The following is a 20236-nucleotide window of genomic DNA, read 5'->3' as shown; positions in this document are numbered from 1 at the left end:
AAAAACAAACTGTACCAAATCTCACACAAATCCTTGGTGGACAGGGGTTCCCCTCTGCTATACTCAACGCATATGGTGGCGATTTTCGAATTCAATCGGAAGAGGTGTTTTAGTCTGGAAGAGGCGCGTGAATTGCTTCCTCTTGTCAAGCGCATCACAGACGAGGCGGTGTTGCAAGTGGAGCGACTCAAAAATCATATTGAGGAGATCGATCCCGCCCCTTCGCAACGTTCCTATTACGAACAAGAACTCGAGACCATTGTTGAAAAGTGGACGCAAAAAATAACAAAACTCGGTTGCGAACCGAAAGGTCCGTGGCTTGTTAATTTTGACAACGGCGAGGGTTATTACTGCTGGAACCATTCCGAAGACGACGTCGAATTTTTCAACGCCTACAACATGGAAACAGGTGCACCGAGATAGTGCATCGATCTTATTGTGCTCCCTACGGGATTCGAACCCGTGTTACCGCCGTGAGAGGGCAGCGTCCTAGGCCTCTAGACGAAGGGAGCGTAAGCTGATACAGCAGTAAACAAGAAACAAAGAGGGTGCAATAGAAAAAAATGAATAAACCCTTTCATTCCGTCATCCGGCGACATGCCCACATGATTTTTGATATGGAGCGAAGTCTTTCGCTTTTGCGCGCCATCACAAAAAAAGTGAAACCGGGCGATGTCGTGGTGGACGTTGGTTGCGGTCTTGGCCTGCTCAGCTTTGCCGCATGCCATAAAGGCGCCAAAAGAGTTTATGCGATGGATGTAGATGGAGAAGCGCTGGAGTTCGCACAATGGCAAGCGGAGCAACTTGGTATGAAAAATAAAATTTGTTTTCTGGAAGACCATTCTTTCAATGTGGAACTTGTTGAAAAAGCGGATGTCTTGATTCAGGAAACGGTGGGACCGCTTGCTTTCGATGAAAATTTTATTCCGACATTGGAAGATGTAAAAAAACGTTTTTTAAAACCGAATGGAAAAATTATTCCGGAAGAGATTTCTCTTTATGGCGCACCCGTTGACCGTAAAAAAAATCTGCTGAAAAAATCCTCGCCACTTTTTAAAATTAAAACCAAAAACCCGCTTCAGAAATATGTGAAAGGGATTCACATTAAAAAAAGGTGGTCTCTTTCACGCGGCGCCGGACATTTTGCAGGAGTACTCGCTTGGCCTTATGTGGTATGGACTAAAGGATGCATCACCGACTGCGCACCTGACAAAAAACCCACTCATTGGGGACAAACTTTTTTGGCAGTCTCCAAAAACCAGAAAGGTGCGGCTACATTCTGGTTAAACATTGTTCCCCACCCGGAAGATCCCCTACATTATAGTGAAATAGAATGGAAAATCTAAAATGCGCTTTACTTGATCCCTCATCTGAAATAGCGTTCGAAACGCTGAAGGAACCGGTTTGAAAATGAATATTTTTTTGAACCAAATTCGAAGGTCTGCAAAAAAGAAGGCCATTCTGTCTGCTACCGGTTTGTTTTATGTGGGTTATCTCGGAGTCGCTTTTTTTTGTCATTGTCTTGATACAACCGCCCATCATGGCAAGTGTCATCAGGCGCATACCAAACTAGCAAGTCAACATGCGCAGGACCCTCATCATCCATCCCACAACACATCACCAACGCCTCATTTCTGTGATTGCGTTAAAATGGAAAGCGTTATTCTGGCTTCATCCGCCACACCGGCGCCTGTGAAATATGCTTACGTCGTATCACTTACCGGCAGGGCCTTTTCCACAACGACATTTCTTGCATCTCCACCACATCTTTTCATCAACTCCAACTATCACGGTCCCCCAAAGTCAGTCCCGATCTATATTCAAAATCAAGTTTTCCTGATTTGAGAATCTCCTCTTTTTGAAGGGGTAGTTGTATTTTTTTTAGCACCATACTCAAAATAGGGAGATAATTTATGGATTGGTCGCTTCTAGGTTTTCGGGGTCTTAGTCAGTTTTTTAATGTTCATCCCGTTTTTGTTCATTTCCCCATCGCCCTTTTTCCGACAGCATTGTTCTTCTACATAGTCGGAATCTCTCGGAGGAGAAATGACTTTCTGTTAGCGGGACGGATATGTCTGGTGTTAGGACTCGTCAGCACTCTGATCACGGTCTTTACCGGTTACTGGGCAGAGACAAGTTTTCCGCATGGTGAAACCGTCCATCGAATGATGAAAACCCATCAAACAATCGGATTCACCATCCTTGGGCTGGGAGGCTTGCTGACGATCTGGAGTTTCCTGAAACGCGAAGGGATTCCAAAGGCATCAAAACTTTTTCTTTTTCTGTTGGGATTTGTAGTTTTGTTGATTTTGCAAAATGCCGATCTGGGCATGCGAATGGTCTTCATCGAAGGAGCCGCCGTAAAAGCCGTTTCTAATAATGGAGAAGCTGAAGGAGAAAATTCCGGTCATCATCATGGGGATGAAAACCCGAATTCACATAATCATAAGGAGAACTAATTATGAAAACGAATAAAAAATGGATGGTTTGTTTCATCATAGCCCTTTTTATTTCAGGCAGTCACCCTGCACGGGCCACCAGTGAGCAAGGCGAACGTAAGGTGGAGGCTCCAACGGCTTTGCCGTTGGAGGGGGCGACGCGAGCCCCCATGATAGATACTGCAATGGATCCGGTTGCATTGATCCGTCAACACCTGCAACTCGACTCCCGCATTCATGCAACAGACGTTCAAATCAACAGGAAAGATGATTCCCTTATTTTGTTCGGCTCCGTCATGAACCTTGCAGAGAAGCAACTCTTGGAAGAAATCATTGAAAGGACATGGGGTAAAAACTATTCGACCAAGGAGTTAAAGGTCAACCCCTCCTCTGTTCCCGACTACGAGATCCAACGGAACATCGCGACAGCGATCCCCGCTCATTGCCAGATTGAAATCCGTGATCTTGGCATTGAAGTTCGGGACGGAAACGTCACGCTCAAAGGAACAACCAACGCTTTGCATCACCGAATCATGGCGGCTTATGTAGCGGCGAATACGAAAGGCGTCAAAAGCGTTACGAATAATATCCACGTCATTGGGAAAAGGGCGTCGGATCAGCTTCTTGCGGAAAATATCCGTTCCTTGCTGGATTCCTATCTGAAAGACAGTGATATTCAACTGCGCGTCGCGGTCAATAACGGCAAGGTGACATTGGGTGGTGAGGTTTCCAGCTACGATCAGACACGTTACATCCGGCAGACGGCGGAAAATGTGCCGGGTGTTGTTTCGGTAGAAGATAAAATGACAAGAAAAACGGAGATACGAGTGGGTCTGGGGAAATACTGATTCTTCCACACCATGAGTTACGTAATGGGAGTGGTGGGGAATGGTGCAAGTAACTGTAAACCATTTTCCACCACTTGCTGTTAAAAAACCCCTTGAGCTGGTTTGTGAAATCAACTATACGCACCTCCGCGTGACGCATGGAACATATTTCATAAATTGTTTACGAAAGTTGTCATTCTGAGCGAAGCGAAGAATCCAATTATTTACCAATTAGATCCTTCACGGAGTTTACACTGAGCGAAGCGAATGTGTTCAGGATGACACCCACTTATTAGATACACTCTAAGCAAGCATAAGGAGAACACATGAAAGCTGGCGATTTAAGACCCGGAATGGTTGTCATTATGGATGGCGAATTGTGCCGTTGCATGGAATCGGTCCACAGAACACCGGGAAACCTCAGGGCATTTTTTCAATCAAAGTTGATGCGACTCAAAGATGGCATTCAAAAGGAATATCGTTTTTCCGCCACGGATGACATTGAAAAAGCCAACCTCACCACCCACGAAATGCAATTCCTTTACAAAGAGCAGGAACAATATCATTTCATGAATACTGAAAATTACGAACAGATCACGATGACCATCGGCCAACTTAGAAATGCCGGACATTATCTGCTTCCCAATTCCATCATCAAAATTACTTTCTATGAAGAAAACCCGGTCGGGGTTGATCTTCCTTCTTCTCTGGAATTTAAAGTGATTGAAGCCGAGCCCGGCATGCGCACCGCCACTGCCAGCGCCTCCTATAAAAACGCCGTGATTGAAACGGGGCACACCATCAAAGTGCCGCAGTTTGTGGAAGTGGGCGACATCATCAAAATCAATCCCAACACCGATGCCTATTTGGAACGCGGCAAAGGCAAATAAAAATGCCGCAGGTTCATCTTTTTATTTCCGGAGGGGTTCAGGGTGTTTTTTTTCGGATGCACACGCATAAAAAAGCAATCGCATTAAAATTAACGGGTTGGGTGCGCAATCTTCCCGACGGCCGTGTGGAAACATTTGCCGAAGGTTCGCAGGAAAAACTTGATGAGTTTATAGAGTGGTGTCACAAAGGTCCTCCCGCCGCGCACGTTGAAAAAGTCGATGCAGAATGGAGTGAAAAAGAAAATCGCTTCGGGGACTTTCGTATTACAGACTAGACATTTTCAAAAATATTGATATCGAAATCATATCTTTTAAAGGGGGTTTCATGAAAAAAACAGGTGTTTTATTTTTTCTTTCTCTTTGCTTGATGATTTCCGGTTGCAATTCGTCATCAGGCAAAACAGTTGTTGAAATCAACGGCAAGAAAATCACAGAGGGTGATCTTGCATTTCTCTCAACCCTCAATCCCAATATCGCCACCCAACTTGCCACCCCCTTTGGAAAAAAACAGATACTCGACAATCTGGTGGAACAGGAACTCCTTTATCAAGCCGCCAAAAAAGAAGGTTTGGATCGCAAACAAGATGTTAAAAACAAAATTGATCTCTACGGAAAAGTGATTCTGGCGCAGGCTTTTGTGGAAGACAGTTCCCTTAAAGAGGCCAAAAAATATTACGACGCAAACAAAGGGGAATTTGAGAGACTCAAACTCTCCCAGATCATGGTTCGCTATGCCACACCGGAAGAAATGAAAGCGGCCCGCAAAATCAAGAATCTCAATGTCGCGAAGCACTCGGAACCGGATGCTTTGAAAATCGCCAATGAAATTTATGACAAACTCAAAGGCGGGGAGGATTTCGCCAAACTTGCAAAAGAGACTTCAGAAGATCCCATGACAAAAGATCAGGGAGGCGATTTGGGTTATGTTTCCAAAAGCGATCCTAAGCTGACTCGCCGCGGATTTGAACCACTCATCGAAAAAGCCTACACCATGAAGGTGGGAGAAATTGCCGGCCCCATCAAAACAACCAGCGGTTACAGTATCATTACCGTTACCGCCCCCGCAGAACAGGCGCCGTTTGAAGAAGTCAAAAATCAGGTGCTCTTCAAAACACGCGGCGACGCGCGGACAAAATTGTTGACGGAGCTCAAAGAGAAAAACAAGGTTGTGTACGCGAAAGAATTTGAATCACTCGAAGCGCCGCAACAGCCCGTACCCGCAAAACCGGCGAATTGAGGACTCCGTTTTAGGGAGGGCCGAGGCGGAATTCGACTTTGTCGCCAAGGTTCAGCTTTAGATTGGCGGCGGTTCCCGCTTTGACTTCCAGCACATACCGATATTTTTGATGCGGCGTTAAAATATCCGTGGAATTAGGAACCGCATTGGGAATGATATCGACAATCTTGTTATTTCTATCGATAAAAATAATATCAAGTGCAAGCGGCGTATCTTTCATCCAGAAGGGATCTTGCACCTCTTCATCAAACACAAACCACATCCCATGTTTGTCGGCCAAATTTTCACGGCCCATCAAACCATGGCTTTTTTCTTCAGGCGTCTTGGCGACTTCAACAGTGAAAGTGACAGGAGATGCATCTCTTGGAGTTAACACAACATTCCCAACGCTAATACTGGCCGCTTCACCGGGGGCCGGAACTGCTTGTCCCGCCGCTTGTTGTTGCAAAGGAACGGGAGAAGCTTCTTCAGTCTGCACCTCTTTATTACGTTCACAACCGAGAGTGAACCCAATCAAACCGATTATAACAAGTGCAAAACAAAATGTCTGTTTTTGCGTATGCAAGCTTGTCATCCCTGCGAAGGCAGGGATCCAGTCTTTTTCAGCTTTTCTGGATTCCCGCCGGAGTTTACCCCGTACCGCGATACGGGGCGGGAATGACAAAAAGAAACCGGACATTTTGTTTTGCGCTTGCCATACCAACAAAGAAAATAATTTCATGGTGACTCCTTTTTAAATAATCTCGGCCATTGTTTTGCCAATTGTTGCGGGGCTTCTGGAAACGGCGATGCCGCATTTTTCCAATTTGGCAATTTTTTCTTTGGCAGTTCCCTTTCCTCCCGAAATAATGGCGCCCGCGTGTCCCATTCTTTTTCCTTCGGGAGCTGTTTGCCCCGCGATAAAAGAAACCACGCGTTTTTTGACATTGGATTGAATAAATTCCGCCGCCTCTTCTTCCTGTGATCCGCCAATTTCGCCGATCATCACAATGGCTTCGGTTTGCGGATCTTTTTCAAAAGCATCGAGGCAATCAATAAACGAAGTGCCGATGATCGGATCTCCGCCAATTCCCACACAGGTGCTCTGCCCCAACCCCGCTTTTGTGAGTTGATCCACAGCTTCGTAAGTTAATGTGCCGGAGCGTGAGACAACACCGATTTTTCCGGGCTTGTGAATGCGCCCGGGCATGATTCCTATTTTGCATTCGCCCGGAGTGATAATGCCCGGACAGTTGGGACCAATCAGGCGGATTTTATTTGCGCGTAAAACCTGTTTGACCGGAATCATATCCAAAACCGGAATGCCTTCGGTGATGCAAACGATAAAAGTGATGCCAGCATCGGCCGCTTCGTAAACGGCATCGGCGGCAAAAGCGGCGGGAACAAAAATGAGACTCGCGTTGGCTCCGGTTTTTTGCACGGTTTGAGAAACGGTATCAAAAATGGGAATCCCTTCAAAATTTTGTCCACCCTTGCCCGGCGTTACACCCGCGACAACTTGCGTTCCATATTCCTTGCACCCTCTAGCATGCGTGGAACCCGCTTGTCCGGTGATTCCCTGCACAACAACCTTTGTATTTTTATTCACCCAAATACTCATATTGATTCTTTGGCGCAGGCAACCACTTTCTGTGCCGCTTTGGTCATATCGTCTTCACTGATGATATTAAGCCCGGAGGCCACCAAAATTTTCTTTCCCTCTTCCACATTTGTTCCCAAAAGCCGAACGACCAGCGGCACAGTCACATCGAGTTCCTTTGCCGCGGCCACAATGCCCTCTGCCAACAGATCACATTTCAAAATACCGCCAAAAATATTGACGAAGATCACTTTTATTTTTTCGTGACGCAAAAGAATTCTGAAAGCTTCCGTCACCGTTTCCTGCGAAGCAGAACCGCCCACATCCAAAAAATTGCACGGCGCACCACCAGCCAGTTTGATAATGTCCATCGTCGCCATCGCAAGTCCCGCGCCATTCACCAGACAACCAATGTTTCCCGACAGGCTGATGTAGTTAAGGTCGTGTACTGAAGCTTCGAGTTCGTCTTTGTCTTCTTCATTGGGATCGAGAAGTTCCGCGATATCGGGATGACGGAAAAGGGCGTTGTCATCAAAATTAACTTTGGCGTCGAGCGCCAGCACATCGCCTTGTTTAGTGAGAACGAGCGGATTGATTTCGGCCATGGATGCATCGGTGGCCATAAAAAAGCGGTAGAGATTCATCGCGAAAGAAGCAAATTTTTTGACGGTGTTATTATCGAGACCCAGTTGAAATCCAAGTTTTCTTGCCTGAAAAGGCTCCAAACCGGTGGTGGGATTGATCCATGTTTTAAAAATTTTTTCCGGCGAACGGTTGGCCACTTCTTCAATTTCCACTCCTCCTTCGGGAGAAGCCATCAACACGAGTTCAGAGCAGGCACGATCCAACACCAATCCCAAATAAAATTCTTTGGCGATGTCGGTTGCTTTTTCGATCCAAACTTTTTTAACTAATTTTCCTTCAGAACCTGTTTGAGGAGTCACCAGCGTCATTCCCAAAATTTGACCGGCAAAAGTTTTTGTTTCTTCGGGCGTCTTGGCTAACTTGATTCCACCACCTTTCCCTCGGCCGCCTGCATGAATCTGCGCCTTCACGACGATAGGAAAACCGATATTTTTTGCGCCAGCAACGGCTTCATCCCCATTTAAAGCCAACACACCCTGAGGCACCGCCACACCAAATTTTTTGAGCAATTCTTTCGCCTGATATTCGTGGATTTTCATAAACGCGGCCTGCCTAACACCATCCACCCCACTTGACAAGTCCCGAATCTGGGCATGGAAAAATCAAACTTTTAAAAATATATAACATACCATAATAACTAACTATTTTTAGTTACTTGACTTGAGTAAGTCGTTATAGTAATATCTATGTGTAATATTAAATACTTATATTATGAATAATAAAGAAAAACTTCTCCAAAAACTTTCCCTTTTTGGTGTGTTATCGAGAGATCAGGTTAAAAATGATCTTAAAACATTGGCCTCCTTGGCGCGGTTAAAATTTCTCAAAAAAGTTTATAAAAAAGGGCGTGTGTTTTATGAACTGACCGAAAAAGCACTTCCCGCTCTCGATTGCTTGCGGAAAAAACTTCTGGAAGAGGCAAAACTCAAAAGTCATCTCAACCCAAGGCGGCGCTCCTTCTATAAAACTCTTTTGGAAGATGTGAGATTTCTCGACACTTCAAAAGAAGAAGCTTCCCATTTTCAATTTCTGGGAGATTGGAGACTAAATCAGGAACCTGTTTTGTCGCAGTTGCAACTGGCACAATTCCGGTTCTATCAGGAAAAAAATCTGACATGAAAACAAAATCCACCGCAGAAGATTTGATTAAATTAAAACTGGAGCGTTTTCGAAAACAGGACCCGGACGATATTTACTCCATCATCGACAAAACAAAACTGGGTTACGAAAATTTCAAAAATCTGGTTCTGGAAATGCTCCCCTATTATATCGGCAATCCCCGCGGCGTTTTGCTCAGCGCCTCAGAAATTGTGGAAAGAAAATATCCCTCCCATTTGGAAGATTTCAAAAAACAACTCAAAATATAATGGCCCAGAAAATATTTCGCGAAAGCATTCCGAAAATACCGTCAAAAATCCGACAGGTGTATGGGGAAGGTGTCGGACACCTGAGCGGGCACTAAAAAAAATCTGCCACGCACACGCAACAAATTTTGAGTTCTGCCGATGACAGTGGTAGAGGAACATTTATGGGACTTTCAGCTGTTTTTTTGGCTCCCTCCGCGCAAGGCGCGGCGGATATTCTTCTTGAAACAGGATTGACCTCGGCGGACAGGGGTGTCGTCAGCAGTTATCTGCTGGCTCTTTCTGTTTTTACTCCTGCATCACCTGTTGATGAAGTCACCTCGTTACTTCAAACTCTTCGGGGCGGAAGATTGGATGCAGTCGTCACCCGCCAACTCGCCCAATACATCGCGCAAATACCTCCCGAAACTTGGGCCCGATTTCAAATGGCAAGAGGAAGAACAACCTCAGCGGTCCAATCTCAATCTCAACGCTTCGCCGATGCCGCTACTGTGGCCGGTATTTTTGCGCATCACCTTGCACCCCATCCCGTACAACGCCTCACCTCCGATGGGCGTGTAGTTGTGGTCATGGAAGCCTCCGGAGTTGGAGAGCGTGCACGCCCTCAAGGTTCACGAACAGGGATGGAGGAAACGGACAGAGAAATTTCAGCTCCAAACAGATCAAGACCCGAAGCACCTCCCGCAGAGACGCTTTCCGCCGCCAAACCCACCGCCCAATCACTCAAAAGTTTTCCGGGTGAAAAGGGTTCCTACATCGTTGTTGGCAACATCGCTACCGCCGGTCAGGGAACAATTCTCCTCCTTGAAGATGGAGCGCACATAAAATATGCCGGCAAAATTCTGCGCGATCCCAGACAAGCTAAGCGACTTCGGGATGAAGCAAAAGCTCTTGGCAATATCGACAATGAACACGTCGTCCGCTTGCACGACATCGCGGAAATTCCCCACCCCTTCTGGGGAACCAAGGAGATGATCGTCATCACCGAATATGTGGACGGAAAAACCCTTGCGCAACTTGTTCAAGAGGGGCGCCGCTTTAGCGAAGCCCAGCTGTGGGAGATCACAAGACAGACCATGGACGGGCTCCAAGCCGCCCACGCCAAGGGTATTATCCACAGAGATATCAAACCCAGCAATTTGATGATCATCGAAAATGCAGACGGAACCTTCACGGTTAAAATCATTGATTTTGGATTCGCACGGTTTGAAGGAGAGGCAAGAGACCAGTCCAGTTACAGCGGCATCAAGGGAACTTTTGCCTACACCACGCCAGAGCACTATAAATCCGGGCTTGTTTTCAGCGATGCCACCGATCTTTACGGACTGGGATTAGTTCTTATCGACTTGATTCGCGGAAAATTTAGGGACGTTCACTTTCAATATGATTCCCCACTGAAAACCATCGCAGAACTTCGTGCGACAAGCGAAAGATATTTGAGCCGTGAATTTTTGGACAACCTTGCCATGCTGGTGGATAAAAAACCGGAGGTGCGGCGCCAAGCCAAAGCAAGACCTACGAATCCTCCCGCCACTCTTCCAGCAGAAGTTGCGCCTGCGCAAGCCGTTGCTACTGCCGTCGCCATTGCCGCCGCGAATGCTTCGGAAATAATGACCATGGGAGCGCATCAATATTTGCAAAGACTACATGATACAGAAGGGGATCGAAGGAGCGCAAAGGATTTTGTAAGCCAGGAACTCTGGCAGGAAGCTACTGTGATTGGAGGGCTTTTAGCAACAGTTGATACATTGGCATTGTATTTTGAAAAGTTTCCACCCACGTGGGGTTTTATTTTGGCTGGTGCGGGTGCACTACTGGCTGGCCTTGGACTGTGGAAACAACGGCAACTGCGCCACTTGAAACCTTATGTTGAGATCGGCTCTCTTGCTCTTTACAGAGCTGGAAAAATCACGGGCGCCACACTTAAAGAATATCAGCGAGGCGCAGTTCCTCTGCACCCTGTTGATACGGCAGAGGATTTAAAACGAGCACACGGTGGTGCCTACATCTTTTTAAATAATGTTGTTGTGGATAATGTTGTCGTGAAAGAATCTCGGGGGATTGTAAGCCAACCAATTGGTGAATTCAAGACACCTCCACCTACAATAACAACTTTTGATCTCAGTTTTACGATCCATCTTCCATGGGGAGATATGATTCAGAAGTCTCTTCATATGGATGAGGGTCTTCACAAGGAAGACGTTGAGAGGGCCAAAAGATTTGTCAAATTATTTCAGGAAGGTCCCGTCTCTCTCGTCGGCATCGTTCAGGACGATGGCAACTTCAAAGTTGTTCATGTAGAAAAATCTCATTAGAGAGTGTTAAAGAATACACTTTTTGTCATCCTGAGCGGAGCGAAGGATCCACTTTGTTGTCAAGCAGATCCTTCACGGAGTTTACACTGAGCGAAGCGAATGTGTTCAGAATGACACAATGAAAAATACATATTTTTCAACAGTCTCATAATTGAAACCTCATCTTGGGAATTTCTCATGGACAAATTTATTTCAAGTAGTAGAAGGTCCGCGTCCAAATGATTCGATATCTTACTTCCAGCATTGGACGGAAACAATTAACGGGCATGGCCGGCCTTGGGCTGGCTCTCTTTGTCCTCACCCACATGGCGGGAAATTTCCTGATTTTCGTAGGCCCTGAAGCCTACAACACCTACAGCCACAATCTCATCAGCAGTCATCTCATTTATATTATCGAGGCGGGTCTTGTAACTATTTTTGGCCTTCACTTTTTGATGGGAATTATTCTTACAATTCGTAACCGGATGGCCAGACCCCAAGGCTACGCAAAAGCATCGAACCACGAGAAAAAAACTCCCATTCAATCCAGAACTATGATGTTTCAGGGAAGTATCCTCGCCGTTTTTGTGATCTATCATCTTATTACTTTCAAATTCGGGCCCGAATATACAGTTACCTACAACGGCGTTGAGATGCGCGACCTTTACCGGCTGACGCTGGAGATTTTTCATAATCGGACTTATGTAGGCCTGTATGTTTTTTGCCTGCTGGTTTTGGGTGTTCACTTGAGTCACGGTTTTGCCTCCGGGTTTCAGTCGCTGGGACTCAAAGACGACAAATGGAGTCCGGTGCTTGAAAAATTTGGTATTTTCTACGCGGTAGTGGTGACGGCCGGTTTTATTTCACAACCGCTTTACGTTTTCTTTAAAAATGGTTGAACTCAATGCACATATTCCGGGCGGACCTCTCGAAGAAAAATGGGATCTGCATAAATTTCAGATGAAGCTCGTGAACCCGTCCAACAAAAGAAAGTACCGTGTGATTGTTGTTGGAACGGGCTTGGCGGGCGCTTCTGCTTCCGCTTCTCTTGCCGAACTCGGTTATAATGTTACCACGCTGTGCATTCATGAAAGTCCGCGCAGGGCGCATTCGGTTGCCGCGCAGGGAGGAATCAACGCCGCCAAAAATTATCAGAATGACGGCGATTCTGTTTTGCGGCTTTTCTACGACACAATAAAAGGTGGAGATTTTCGCGCACGCGAGGCCAATGTTTACCGCCTCGCACAAATTTCGGGAAATATTATTGATCAGTGTGTCGCGCAAGGCGTTCCCTTTGCGCGCGAATATGGCGGACTGCTGGACAACCGCTCTTTTGGCGGCGCGCAAGTTTCGCGCACGTTCTACGCACGCGGGCAAACGGGCCAGCAGTTATTGCTTGGCGCTTACTCTGCGCTGATGCGACAAGTCTCGGCGGGCACGGTTGATCTCGTCACGCGTCGTGAAATGATGGATCTTGTTGTCATCAACGGCAAAGCGCGCGGCATTGTTGTACGCAATCTTCTAAACGGCGAATTGGAAACGTATGTCGGCGACGCCGTGATTTTGGCAACGGGCGGTTACGCGAATGTTTTTTATCTTTCCACCAACGCAAAAATGTCGAATGCCACCGCCATCTGGCGCGCCTACAAGCGCGGCGCTCATTTCGCTAATCCGTGCTACACGCAAATCCACCCCACCTGCATTCCGCAAGCGAGCGAAGGGCAATCAAAATTAACGCTGATGTCCGAGTCACTCCGAAATGACGGACGCGTATGGGTGCCAAAACAAGCGGGCGACAAACGCAATCCGAAACAAATTCCCGAAGAGGAACGCGATTACTATCTCGAAAGAATTTATCCAAGTTACGGAAACCTTGCTCCGCGCGACATCTCCTCCCGCCAAGCCAAGTTCCGCGCGGATGAAGGACGCGGTGTGGGTCCCACCGGCCGCGCAGTTTATCTGGATTTTGCCGATTCCATCAAACGTTTGGGGAAAACAGCGATCAACGAAAAATACGGAAATCTCTTCGACATGTATCGCGAGATCACCAGCGAAAATCCAAACGAAGTGCCGATGCGCATCTACCCTGCCCCGCACTATGCCATGGGCGGTTTGTGGGTCGATTATAATTTGATGAGCACCATCCCGGGACTTTTTGTTTTGGGCGAAGCCAATTTTTCAGACCACGGCGCAAACCGGCTTGGCGCTTCCGCCTTGATGCAGGGGCTAGGAGATGGCTATTTCATCATCCCTTACACCATCAGCAACTATCTAGCTTCTTCCTCTCTTGAAAAAGTGAGTGGTGATAATGACGCTTTCAAAAATGCAAAAGCCGGTGTGAAAAAAGAAATCGAAACGCTGTTGCAAAGCAAGGGACCAAAAACAGTGGATGAAGTGCATCGCGAATTGGGACATTTGCTTTGGGAGAAATGCGGCATGTCGCGCACCGAAAAGAGTTTGAAAGAAGCGATGGAAAAAATTGCGGTGCTCCGGCAGGAATATCCGAAAAATATCCGAATTCCCTCCGACACAAGCAACATCAATATGGAACTGGAAAAAGCAGGACGCCTGACCGACTTTTTGGAACTTGGGGATTTGCTGTGCAGGGACGCCCTGCATCGCAAGGAATCGTGCGGCGGACATTTCCGGGAAGAATATCAGACAGCGGACAATGAAGCCCTCCGCAACGATGCCGAATTCAGTTATGTAGCGGCATGGGAATATGCGGGGTCAGACAAAGAGCCCATTTTGAATAAAGAACCTCTGGTGTTTGAAAAAGTGAAACAAAGCGCGCGGAGTTATAAGTGAATTTTAATTTAAAAATTTGGCGTCAAAAAAATTCCAGAGAGAAAGGCAAGTTGGTCGACTACAAACTTGAAGGAATTTCGCCTGATCTTTCCTTGTTGGAAATGCTCGATGTGCTCAACGAAAAACTCGTGAAGGAAGAAAAAGACCCCGTGGCTTTTGATCACGATTGCAGAGAAGGAATTTGCGGCTCCTGCTCCATGGTCGTCAACGGCAATCCCCACGGACCTTTGCCGGGAACCGCCACCTGCCAAATTTACATGCGGCATTTCAAAGACGGTGATTGCATTGTGATTGAGCCTTTTCGCGCCCGCGCTTTTCCGTTGATTAAGGATCTCTCTGTGGACCGCACTGCTTTGGACCGCATTATCAAAGCGGGTGGATTTGTTTCGACCAACACCGGTTGCGCGCAAGACGCCAACAATATTCTGATATCGAAGAAAAATTCCGACAAAGCTTTTTTGGCGGCCACCTGCGTTGGTTGCGGCGCCTGCGTGGCAGTCTGCAAAAATGCCTCGGCCATGCTTTTTGTGGCGGCCAAAGTGAGCCATCTGGATTTATTGCCGCAGGGAGAAGTGGAAACTGAAATCCGCGTGCAAAAAATGGTGGATCAAATGGATAAAGAAGGATTCGGCGCCTGCACCAACACGGGTGCCTGCGCCAAGGCCTGTCCCAAAGGAATTAGTCTGGAAACCATCGCGCGGCTAAACAGAAAATATCTCAAAGCCGCACTCAAAAAATAAAATGGAACAAAATTTTCAAAAAAAATTCGTGAATCTTTCGGTGGATGATCTTCTGCAACAGGCATTAAACCGTAAAGAGGGGACGCTTGCCTCCAACGGTGCTTTGGTTGTCACCACCGGAAAAAGAACGGGACGTTCTCCCAACGACCGCTTTTTTGTTCCGAGTCCCGCCATCCACGACAAAATTGAGTGGGGTGCGGGCAATCTATCGTTTGATCCGGAAAAATTTGATCCTCTTTTGAAAAAAGTTTTGAATCATCTGCAGAAAAAAGAGGTTTTTATTCACGAAGGTTATGCCTGCGCTGATCCGGAACAACGTTTCACCATCCGCGTTGTGGCGGAACTTGCGTGGCACGCTCTTTTTGCCAATCATCTGTTTTTGCGTTTTGCGCCCAATGAAAAACTTCGGGGCGAGCCCAACATGACGATTATTGCCGCGCCCCTCTTTCTGGCCGATCCAAAAACAGACGGCACCAACTCCGAAACTTTCGTCATCCTTAACTTTGAAAAGAACATTATTTTAATTGGCGGAACGCAATACGCCGGTGAAATTAAAAAATCAATCTTCACAACCCTGAATTATTTATTGCCCGAAAAAGAAATTTTGACGATGCACTGTTCCGCTAATGTCGGAGAAAAAGAAGATGTCGCCCTTTTCTTCGGCCTCTCCGGCACAGGAAAGACAACGCTTTCCGCGGACCCGCACCGCCGTTTGATTGGCGATGATGAACACGCATGGAACAATCATGGCGTCTTTAATCTGGAAGGGGGCTGTTACGCCAAGTGCATTAATCTTTCGCATAAATATGAGCCGCAGATTTGGGGAGCCATCAAAAAAGGAACCGTCGTAGAGAACGTGGTTCTCAATCCGGCGACAAAGAAAATTGATTACACCGATGCCGGCATCACCGAAAATACCCGTGCCGCGTATCCGCTTGATTACATCGACAACGCAAAAATCCCCAGCGTGGGCGGCCATCCCAATGTCATTTTCTTTTTAACGGCCGACGCCTTTGGTGTATTGCCACCCGTTTCCCGGCTGGCACCCGAAGAAGCGATGTATCATTTCCTTTCCGGCTACACCGCAAAGCTCGCCGGCACGGAAGCTGGCGTGAAAGACCCGCAGGCAACTTTCAGCAGTTGCTTTGGAGCCCCATTTTTGCCGAGGCCCGCAACTTTTTATGCTGAAATGTTTGGAAAAAAATTAAAGAAACATCAAGTTCCGGTTTATCTCATCAACACAGGCTGGATTGGCGGACCGGTTGGTGTGGGAGAAAGAATCAGCCTTCCTCACACACGCGCAATCATCAATGCCTGCTTAAATGGGTCTCTCTCAAAAACAAATTTCACACCGGTGCCACAATTTCATCTGAGTATTCCGTCAGAATGTCCCAACGTTCCCGGCAATATTCTCAACCCCTCCAATGCGTGGAAAGATAAACAGGCCTACGCCGTGCAGGCCACAAAACTTGCTGACCTGTTCACAAAAAATTTCAAACGGTTCCAGTAATCACAAGATGCAAATCGGCCGCGGGAGCGGAGTGGGTTAACGCTCCAACAGAGATGAAATCAACACCAGTTGCGGCGTATTCGGCGACGTTGAAAAGATTGATTCCGCCCGAGGCTTCAAACTTTACTTTCCCTTTGCCAATCTGGACCGCTTCTTTCGCAAGTTTGGTGTCAAAATTATCCAACAAAATAATATCCACGGGGTATTTCAGGGCTATTTTCAGTTCCTCAAGATTGCGCACTTCTACCTCCACCAGTATGCTGGATTTTTTGTGGCTCAAAACTTTTTCAACCGCCTTTGAAATACCGCCTGCAATATCGATGTGATTATTTTTGATGAGATAACGATCGAAGAGTCCCAACCGGTGATTGTTCCCGCCGCCCATACGGACCGCATATTTTTCCAGCGCGCGCCAACCCGGAAGGGTTTTGCGCGTATCGAGAATTTTCACTTTTGTGTTACTTACCGCATCAACAAATTTGCGAGTCTGTGTCGCAATCCCACAAAGATGTTGCAGAAAATTGAGGGCCACCCTCTCCGCTTTCAAAAGAGAAGCCGCTTTTCCCCGAATTTTGACAATCGTTTCTCCCGCTTCAACCCATTCTCCATCTTTTGTTTGTGGATCCCATTTGCATTGAGGATCGATGCGAGTAAAAACTTTGTGGGCAATATCAAGACCGGCAAGCACGCACGTTTGCTTGGAGGACAGAACCGCAAGCGCCGGCAACTTAGGGTCCACAAGGGTATCCGTAGTGATATCCCCTTCTCCCAAATCTTCTTCAATCGCTTTGTCGATTAAGGTGCTTAGTTCCAATTTTGCCTCCGTCTATGGAAATACCGGAAAATGCATTTGTTGTCATCCCTGCGAAGGCAGGGATCCAGTCTTTCATTTCTGGTTCCCGATTTTCGTCGGGATGACGTCTAGATTCCCGTCTTCGCGGGAATGACAAGAAGAAACCAGACATTTTGTTTTGAGCTAACTATAACTGACCCAGTGCATTTTTTAATTTACCCAATTTTTCCTGATATTCTTGCAAACGTAATTGTTCTTTTGCCACCACTTCTTTTGGAGCGCGGGCCACAAAATTTTCATTCGCCAGTTTTCGTTGGAAAGAAACAATATCCTGCTCTGTTTTTCCTATTTCTTTTTGAATGCGTGAACGTTCCGCATGGATATCAAAAAGCTGTTGGAACGGAACATAAATTTCAACATCCCCCGCAACAGCTACAGCCGTCTTCTCGGGCACTTCACGAGCGCTGACGAATTTCAATTCGGAAATCTGAGCCAATTCTTTGATGGTGTTTTGATTCGTCATCAATATATCCTGTATTTTTTTTGATGCGACTTTAATAAAGGCCTCCATCTTTTGCTTCGGATTCACATTGTGTTCTCCGCGCAAATTGCGAATTGCCCCAATGACCTGTTGTAATAATTCAACCTCTTTTGCCTCTTTGGCATACGGAATTTTTTTGGAAGCCTTGGGATACTCAGCAACAACAATGGATATTTCTGACTTCTGACCTCTGACTTCTTTATATGTTGCCACAACTCTTCCGTGATAAAAGGCAGAAAGGGATGAGCCAGCCGCAAAATAGTTTCCAGAGTGCCTGCCAGCGTAGCTTGCGTTGTGGGTGAATTGGAAATATTTGATTTAATCATCTCCAAATACCAGTCGCAAAATTCGTTCCAGACAAAACGGTACAGAGTTTGTGCCGCATCACAGTAATGATAACCTTCCAATTCTTTATTGATCTTCCGGATCGTTTTATCGAGACGGTTCAAAATCCAGCGATCGGCCAGTGAAAGCTCTTTTACATTGGGTTTCTGGCCTTTGTAATTCTGCAGATTCATCAACGCAAAACGGGTGGCGTTCCAAAGTTTGTTACAAAAATGTTTTCCTGTTTCAAATTTCGATTCAGATAACCTGAGGTCCTGACCTTCCGTCGCCAGCAACATCAGTGAATAACGAAGCGCATCGGCACCGTATTTTTCAATGGCATTGAGCGGATCGACGCAGGTTTCCGGTCGGCTCTTTGACATCTTTTGTCCATTTTCATCCAAAACGGTTCCATTAATATAGACATGATGAAAGGGTTCCTTCTTCATGAACTCAAGTCCCATCATCACCATTCTCGCCACCCAGAAAAAAATAATACCACGGTCGGTGATTAAAACATTCGTGGGATAAAATTTTTCAAGCTCTTTGGTTTTTTTGGGCCAACCAAGTGTGGAAAAAGGCCAGAGGGCTGAACTAAACCACGTATCCAAAACATCTTTGTCTTGTTCCAATGAGGAACTACCGCACTTGGGACATTTCGTTGGCGTTTTAATCGCAACAATCGGCGGACATTTCTTTGCGCAATACCAAACCGGAATCCTGTGTCCCCACCAGATTTGTCGCGAGATGCACCAGTCGCGCACATCGTGAAGCCATGAGAGATAAAATTTCTCCCAGCGTTTCGGAAAAAATGAAACTTTTTTATTTTTAGTCACAGTAATTGCTTTTTTGGCCAGCGGTTTCATTTTCACAAACCATTGTTCCGAGAGCCACGGTTCAACAACGGTGTTGCAACGATAACAATGCCCGACTGCATGCAAATGTTCCTCAGTTTTTGTGAGGAGCCCCTGCTGTTCCAGAGAATGGGCCAACTGTTTGCGGCAAATTTCGCGTTTGAGTCCGCGATATTTCGCCGGCACATTGTTATTCATCGTCGCATCTTCGTTCATGATATTGATTTGCGGAAGATTGTGACGAAGCCCCATCTGAAAATCGTTTGGATCATGCGCCGGCGTCACCTTCACACAGCCGGTTCCGAATTTCGAATCGACAAAATTATCGGCGATGACCGGAATTTCACGCCCTGTTTCCGGCAACACCAATATCTTTCCAATCCATTTTTTATAACGCTTGTCTTTAGGATTCACCGCCACAGCAGAATCTCCCAGCATCGTTTCAGGACGCGTGGTTGCGACGACAAGATAGTTTTCTCTGACCTCTGACCTCTGACCTCTGACTTCTGACTCCTGACCTCTGACTTCTTTCATGTGATATCTTATGTACCAAAGATTTCCTTTGTGTTCTTCATGTTCCACTTCATCATCGGCAAGTGCCGTATGGCAACGCGAACACCAGTTCACAATATAATGTCCGCGATAGATCAATTTTTTATTGTACAACTGAACAAAACATTCACGCACCGCCCGCGAAAGCCCTTCATCCAGAGTAAAGCGGGCACGCTCCCAATCACAACTCGAACCGAGCGCATGAAGTTGTTTTAAAATCCGGTCGCCGTATTGCTCTTTCCATCCCCAAATTTTCTGAATCAACGCCTCGCGCCCCAAGTCGTGTCTTGTTTTCCCCTCTTTGGCGAGGATTTCCCGCTCCACCACATTTTGAGTGGCAATGCCGGCGTGATCGGTTCCGGGTAGCCAAAGTGTTTCAAAACCCGACATCCTTTTCCACCGGATCAAAATATCCTGAAGCGTATGATTGAGGGCATGCCCCATGTGAAGGGCGCCCGTAACGTTGGGCGGGGGAATAACAATGCAGTAAGGCGGTTTTTTCGAAGAAGTTTCAGCATGAAAAAAATTATTCTTGAGCCAGAAGTCATACCATTTCTTTTCGACTTCTTTCGGCTCATAAGCTTTCGCAAGTTCCTGTGACATGGCGAAAGAATCTAAACGAACACCCCCCTCACTGTCAATCTTCGCCATATATGCGTTTGTTTTGGCAGAGTGGGGTAGTCATTTCTGCGCCTTCCCTTCGCCTAGTCCTCCCGAAATTTTGGCAGATTCCGAGAATGAATTTAGAAGATTTCCTTCGTCATCTTCTAAATTCAGGAATCTGTCAAAATTTCACTCGTCATACGGCTACGGTCAAAACGGCGCTTTTACGAAATGACT

General features: G+C 46.6%; 19 protein-coding genes, 1 tRNA gene and 1 pseudogene. 15 read left to right on the top strand and 6 right to left on the bottom strand.

Going from position 1 to position 20236, the window contains the following annotated elements; translation table 11 throughout:
* The first annotated feature begins 72 nt into the window (after positions 1 to 72).
* Positions 73 to 423 carry a DUF2203 family protein gene (locus HY877_02660; protein ID MBI5299184.1) on the top strand — a complete coding sequence of 117 codons (351 nt, stop codon included), beginning with the start codon at positions 73 to 75 and terminating at the stop codon, positions 421 to 423.
* A gap of 16 nt (positions 424 to 439) precedes the next feature.
* Here the strand turns inward: HY877_02660 and HY877_02655 are convergent.
* Positions 440 to 512 (bottom strand) — tRNA-Glu (locus HY877_02655).
* A 51-nt stretch (positions 513 to 563) separates the two neighbouring features.
* On the opposite strand from HY877_02655, the gene HY877_02650 reads away from it, so the two are divergent.
* The 7 genes from HY877_02650 (at position 564) to HY877_02620 (ending at position 5392) form a co-directional block, all read left to right on the top strand.
* A complete protein-coding gene (locus tag HY877_02650) occupies positions 564 to 1346 on the top strand; it encodes a 50S ribosomal protein L11 methyltransferase (GenBank protein MBI5299183.1) in 783 nt (260 codons plus the stop codon).
* 58 nt (positions 1347 to 1404) lie between these two features.
* Positions 1405 to 1845 (top strand): hypothetical protein, encoded by a 441-nt coding sequence (locus tag HY877_02645; protein ID MBI5299182.1) that lies wholly within the window; start codon positions 1405 to 1407, stop codon positions 1843 to 1845.
* 233 nt (positions 1846 to 2078) lie between these two features.
* On the top strand, positions 2079 to 2459 hold the full coding sequence (locus HY877_02640) for a DUF2231 domain-containing protein (protein MBI5299181.1): 381 nt from the start codon (positions 2079 to 2081) through the stop codon (positions 2457 to 2459).
* A 2-nt stretch (positions 2460 to 2461) separates the two neighbouring features.
* Positions 2462 to 3286 (top strand): BON domain-containing protein, encoded by an 825-nt coding sequence (locus HY877_02635; GenBank protein MBI5299180.1) that lies wholly within the window; start codon positions 2462 to 2464, stop codon positions 3284 to 3286.
* A gap of 305 nt (positions 3287 to 3591) precedes the next feature.
* Positions 3592 to 4155, top strand: a complete 564-nt coding sequence (efp, locus tag HY877_02630) for an elongation factor P (protein ID MBI5299179.1) — start codon at positions 3592 to 3594, stop codon at positions 4153 to 4155.
* Positions 4152 to 4430 carry an acylphosphatase gene (locus tag HY877_02625; protein MBI5299178.1) on the top strand — a complete coding sequence of 93 codons (279 nt, stop codon included), beginning with the start codon at positions 4152 to 4154 and terminating at the stop codon, positions 4428 to 4430. Before efp ends, HY877_02625 begins: the two co-directional genes overlap by 4 nt.
* Positions 4431 to 4480: 50 nt before the next feature.
* Positions 4481 to 5392 (top strand): peptidylprolyl isomerase, encoded by a 912-nt coding sequence (locus HY877_02620; protein ID MBI5299177.1) that lies wholly within the window; start codon positions 4481 to 4483, stop codon positions 5390 to 5392.
* Between the two features lie 10 nt (positions 5393 to 5402).
* Here HY877_02620 and HY877_02615 read toward each other — a convergent pair whose 3' ends face one another.
* Genes HY877_02615 through sucC form a run of 3 tightly spaced genes read right to left on the bottom strand, consistent with a single transcriptional unit; the run spans position 5403 to position 8155 of the window.
* The gene (locus HY877_02615) at positions 5403 to 6113 is read right to left on the bottom strand and encodes a DUF192 domain-containing protein (protein ID MBI5299176.1); all 711 of its coding nucleotides are present in this window, start codon (positions 6111 to 6113) and stop codon (positions 5403 to 5405) included.
* A 12-nt stretch (positions 6114 to 6125) separates the two neighbouring features.
* Positions 6126 to 6992: a succinate--CoA ligase subunit alpha gene (gene sucD, locus HY877_02610; GenBank protein MBI5299175.1), complete on the bottom strand. Its 867-nt coding sequence runs from the start codon at positions 6990 to 6992 to the stop codon at positions 6126 to 6128.
* On the bottom strand, positions 6989 to 8155 hold the full coding sequence (sucC, locus tag HY877_02605; GenBank protein MBI5299174.1) for an ADP-forming succinate--CoA ligase subunit beta: 1167 nt from the start codon (positions 8153 to 8155) through the stop codon (positions 6989 to 6991). Before sucC ends, sucD begins: the two co-directional genes overlap by 4 nt.
* A 172-nt stretch (positions 8156 to 8327) precedes the next feature.
* On the opposite strand from sucC, the gene HY877_02600 reads away from it, so the two are divergent.
* From HY877_02600 to pckA, 7 genes are all read left to right on the top strand, one after another.
* Positions 8328 to 8735, top strand: a complete 408-nt coding sequence (locus HY877_02600) for a hypothetical protein (GenBank protein MBI5299173.1) — start codon at positions 8328 to 8330, stop codon at positions 8733 to 8735.
* Positions 8732 to 8983, top strand: coding sequence for a hypothetical protein (locus HY877_02595; protein MBI5299172.1), 252 nt, complete (start codon positions 8732 to 8734; stop codon positions 8981 to 8983). Before HY877_02600 ends, HY877_02595 begins: the two co-directional genes overlap by 4 nt.
* Positions 8984 to 9144: 161 nt before the next feature.
* A complete protein-coding gene (locus HY877_02590) occupies positions 9145 to 11295 on the top strand; it encodes a serine/threonine protein kinase (protein MBI5299171.1) in 2151 nt (716 codons plus the stop codon).
* A gap of 218 nt (positions 11296 to 11513) precedes the next feature.
* Positions 11514 to 12173 (top strand): succinate dehydrogenase cytochrome b subunit, encoded by a 660-nt coding sequence (locus HY877_02585; protein MBI5299170.1) that lies wholly within the window; start codon positions 11514 to 11516, stop codon positions 12171 to 12173.
* Positions 12166 to 14082: a fumarate reductase/succinate dehydrogenase flavoprotein subunit gene (locus HY877_02580; GenBank protein MBI5299169.1), complete on the top strand. Its 1917-nt coding sequence runs from the start codon at positions 12166 to 12168 to the stop codon at positions 14080 to 14082. The genes HY877_02585 and HY877_02580 overlap by 8 nt, the downstream gene beginning before the upstream one ends.
* Positions 14079 to 14822 carry a succinate dehydrogenase/fumarate reductase iron-sulfur subunit gene (locus HY877_02575; GenBank protein MBI5299168.1) on the top strand — a complete coding sequence of 248 codons (744 nt, stop codon included), beginning with the start codon at positions 14079 to 14081 and terminating at the stop codon, positions 14820 to 14822. The genes HY877_02580 and HY877_02575 overlap by 4 nt, the downstream gene beginning before the upstream one ends.
* Position 14823: 1 nt before the next feature.
* Positions 14824 to 16332, top strand: coding sequence for a phosphoenolpyruvate carboxykinase (ATP) (gene pckA / locus HY877_02570; GenBank protein ID MBI5299167.1), 1509 nt, complete (start codon positions 14824 to 14826; stop codon positions 16330 to 16332).
* Here pckA and nadC read toward each other — a convergent pair.
* Both nadC and HY877_02560 read right to left on the bottom strand, forming a co-directional pair.
* Positions 16316 to 17146 carry a carboxylating nicotinate-nucleotide diphosphorylase gene (gene nadC / locus HY877_02565; protein ID MBI5299166.1) on the bottom strand — a complete coding sequence of 277 codons (831 nt, stop codon included), beginning with the start codon at positions 17144 to 17146 and terminating at the stop codon, positions 16316 to 16318. The two genes, pckA and nadC, sit on opposite strands and share 17 nt — an antisense overlap.
* A gap of 166 nt (positions 17147 to 17312) precedes the next feature.
* Positions 17313 to 19999, bottom strand: a pseudogene (locus HY877_02560) (valine--tRNA ligase).
* Positions 20000 to 20236 lie beyond the last annotated feature (237 nt).

This window comes from Deltaproteobacteria bacterium, from assembly GCA_016213065.1.
GTDB lineage: Bacteria > UBA10199 > UBA10199 > SPLOWO2-01-44-7 > SPLOWO2-01-44-7 > JACRBV01.
The sequence above is the reverse complement of the archived record's forward strand: the minus strand, read 5'-3'. Positions and strand labels throughout refer to the sequence as shown.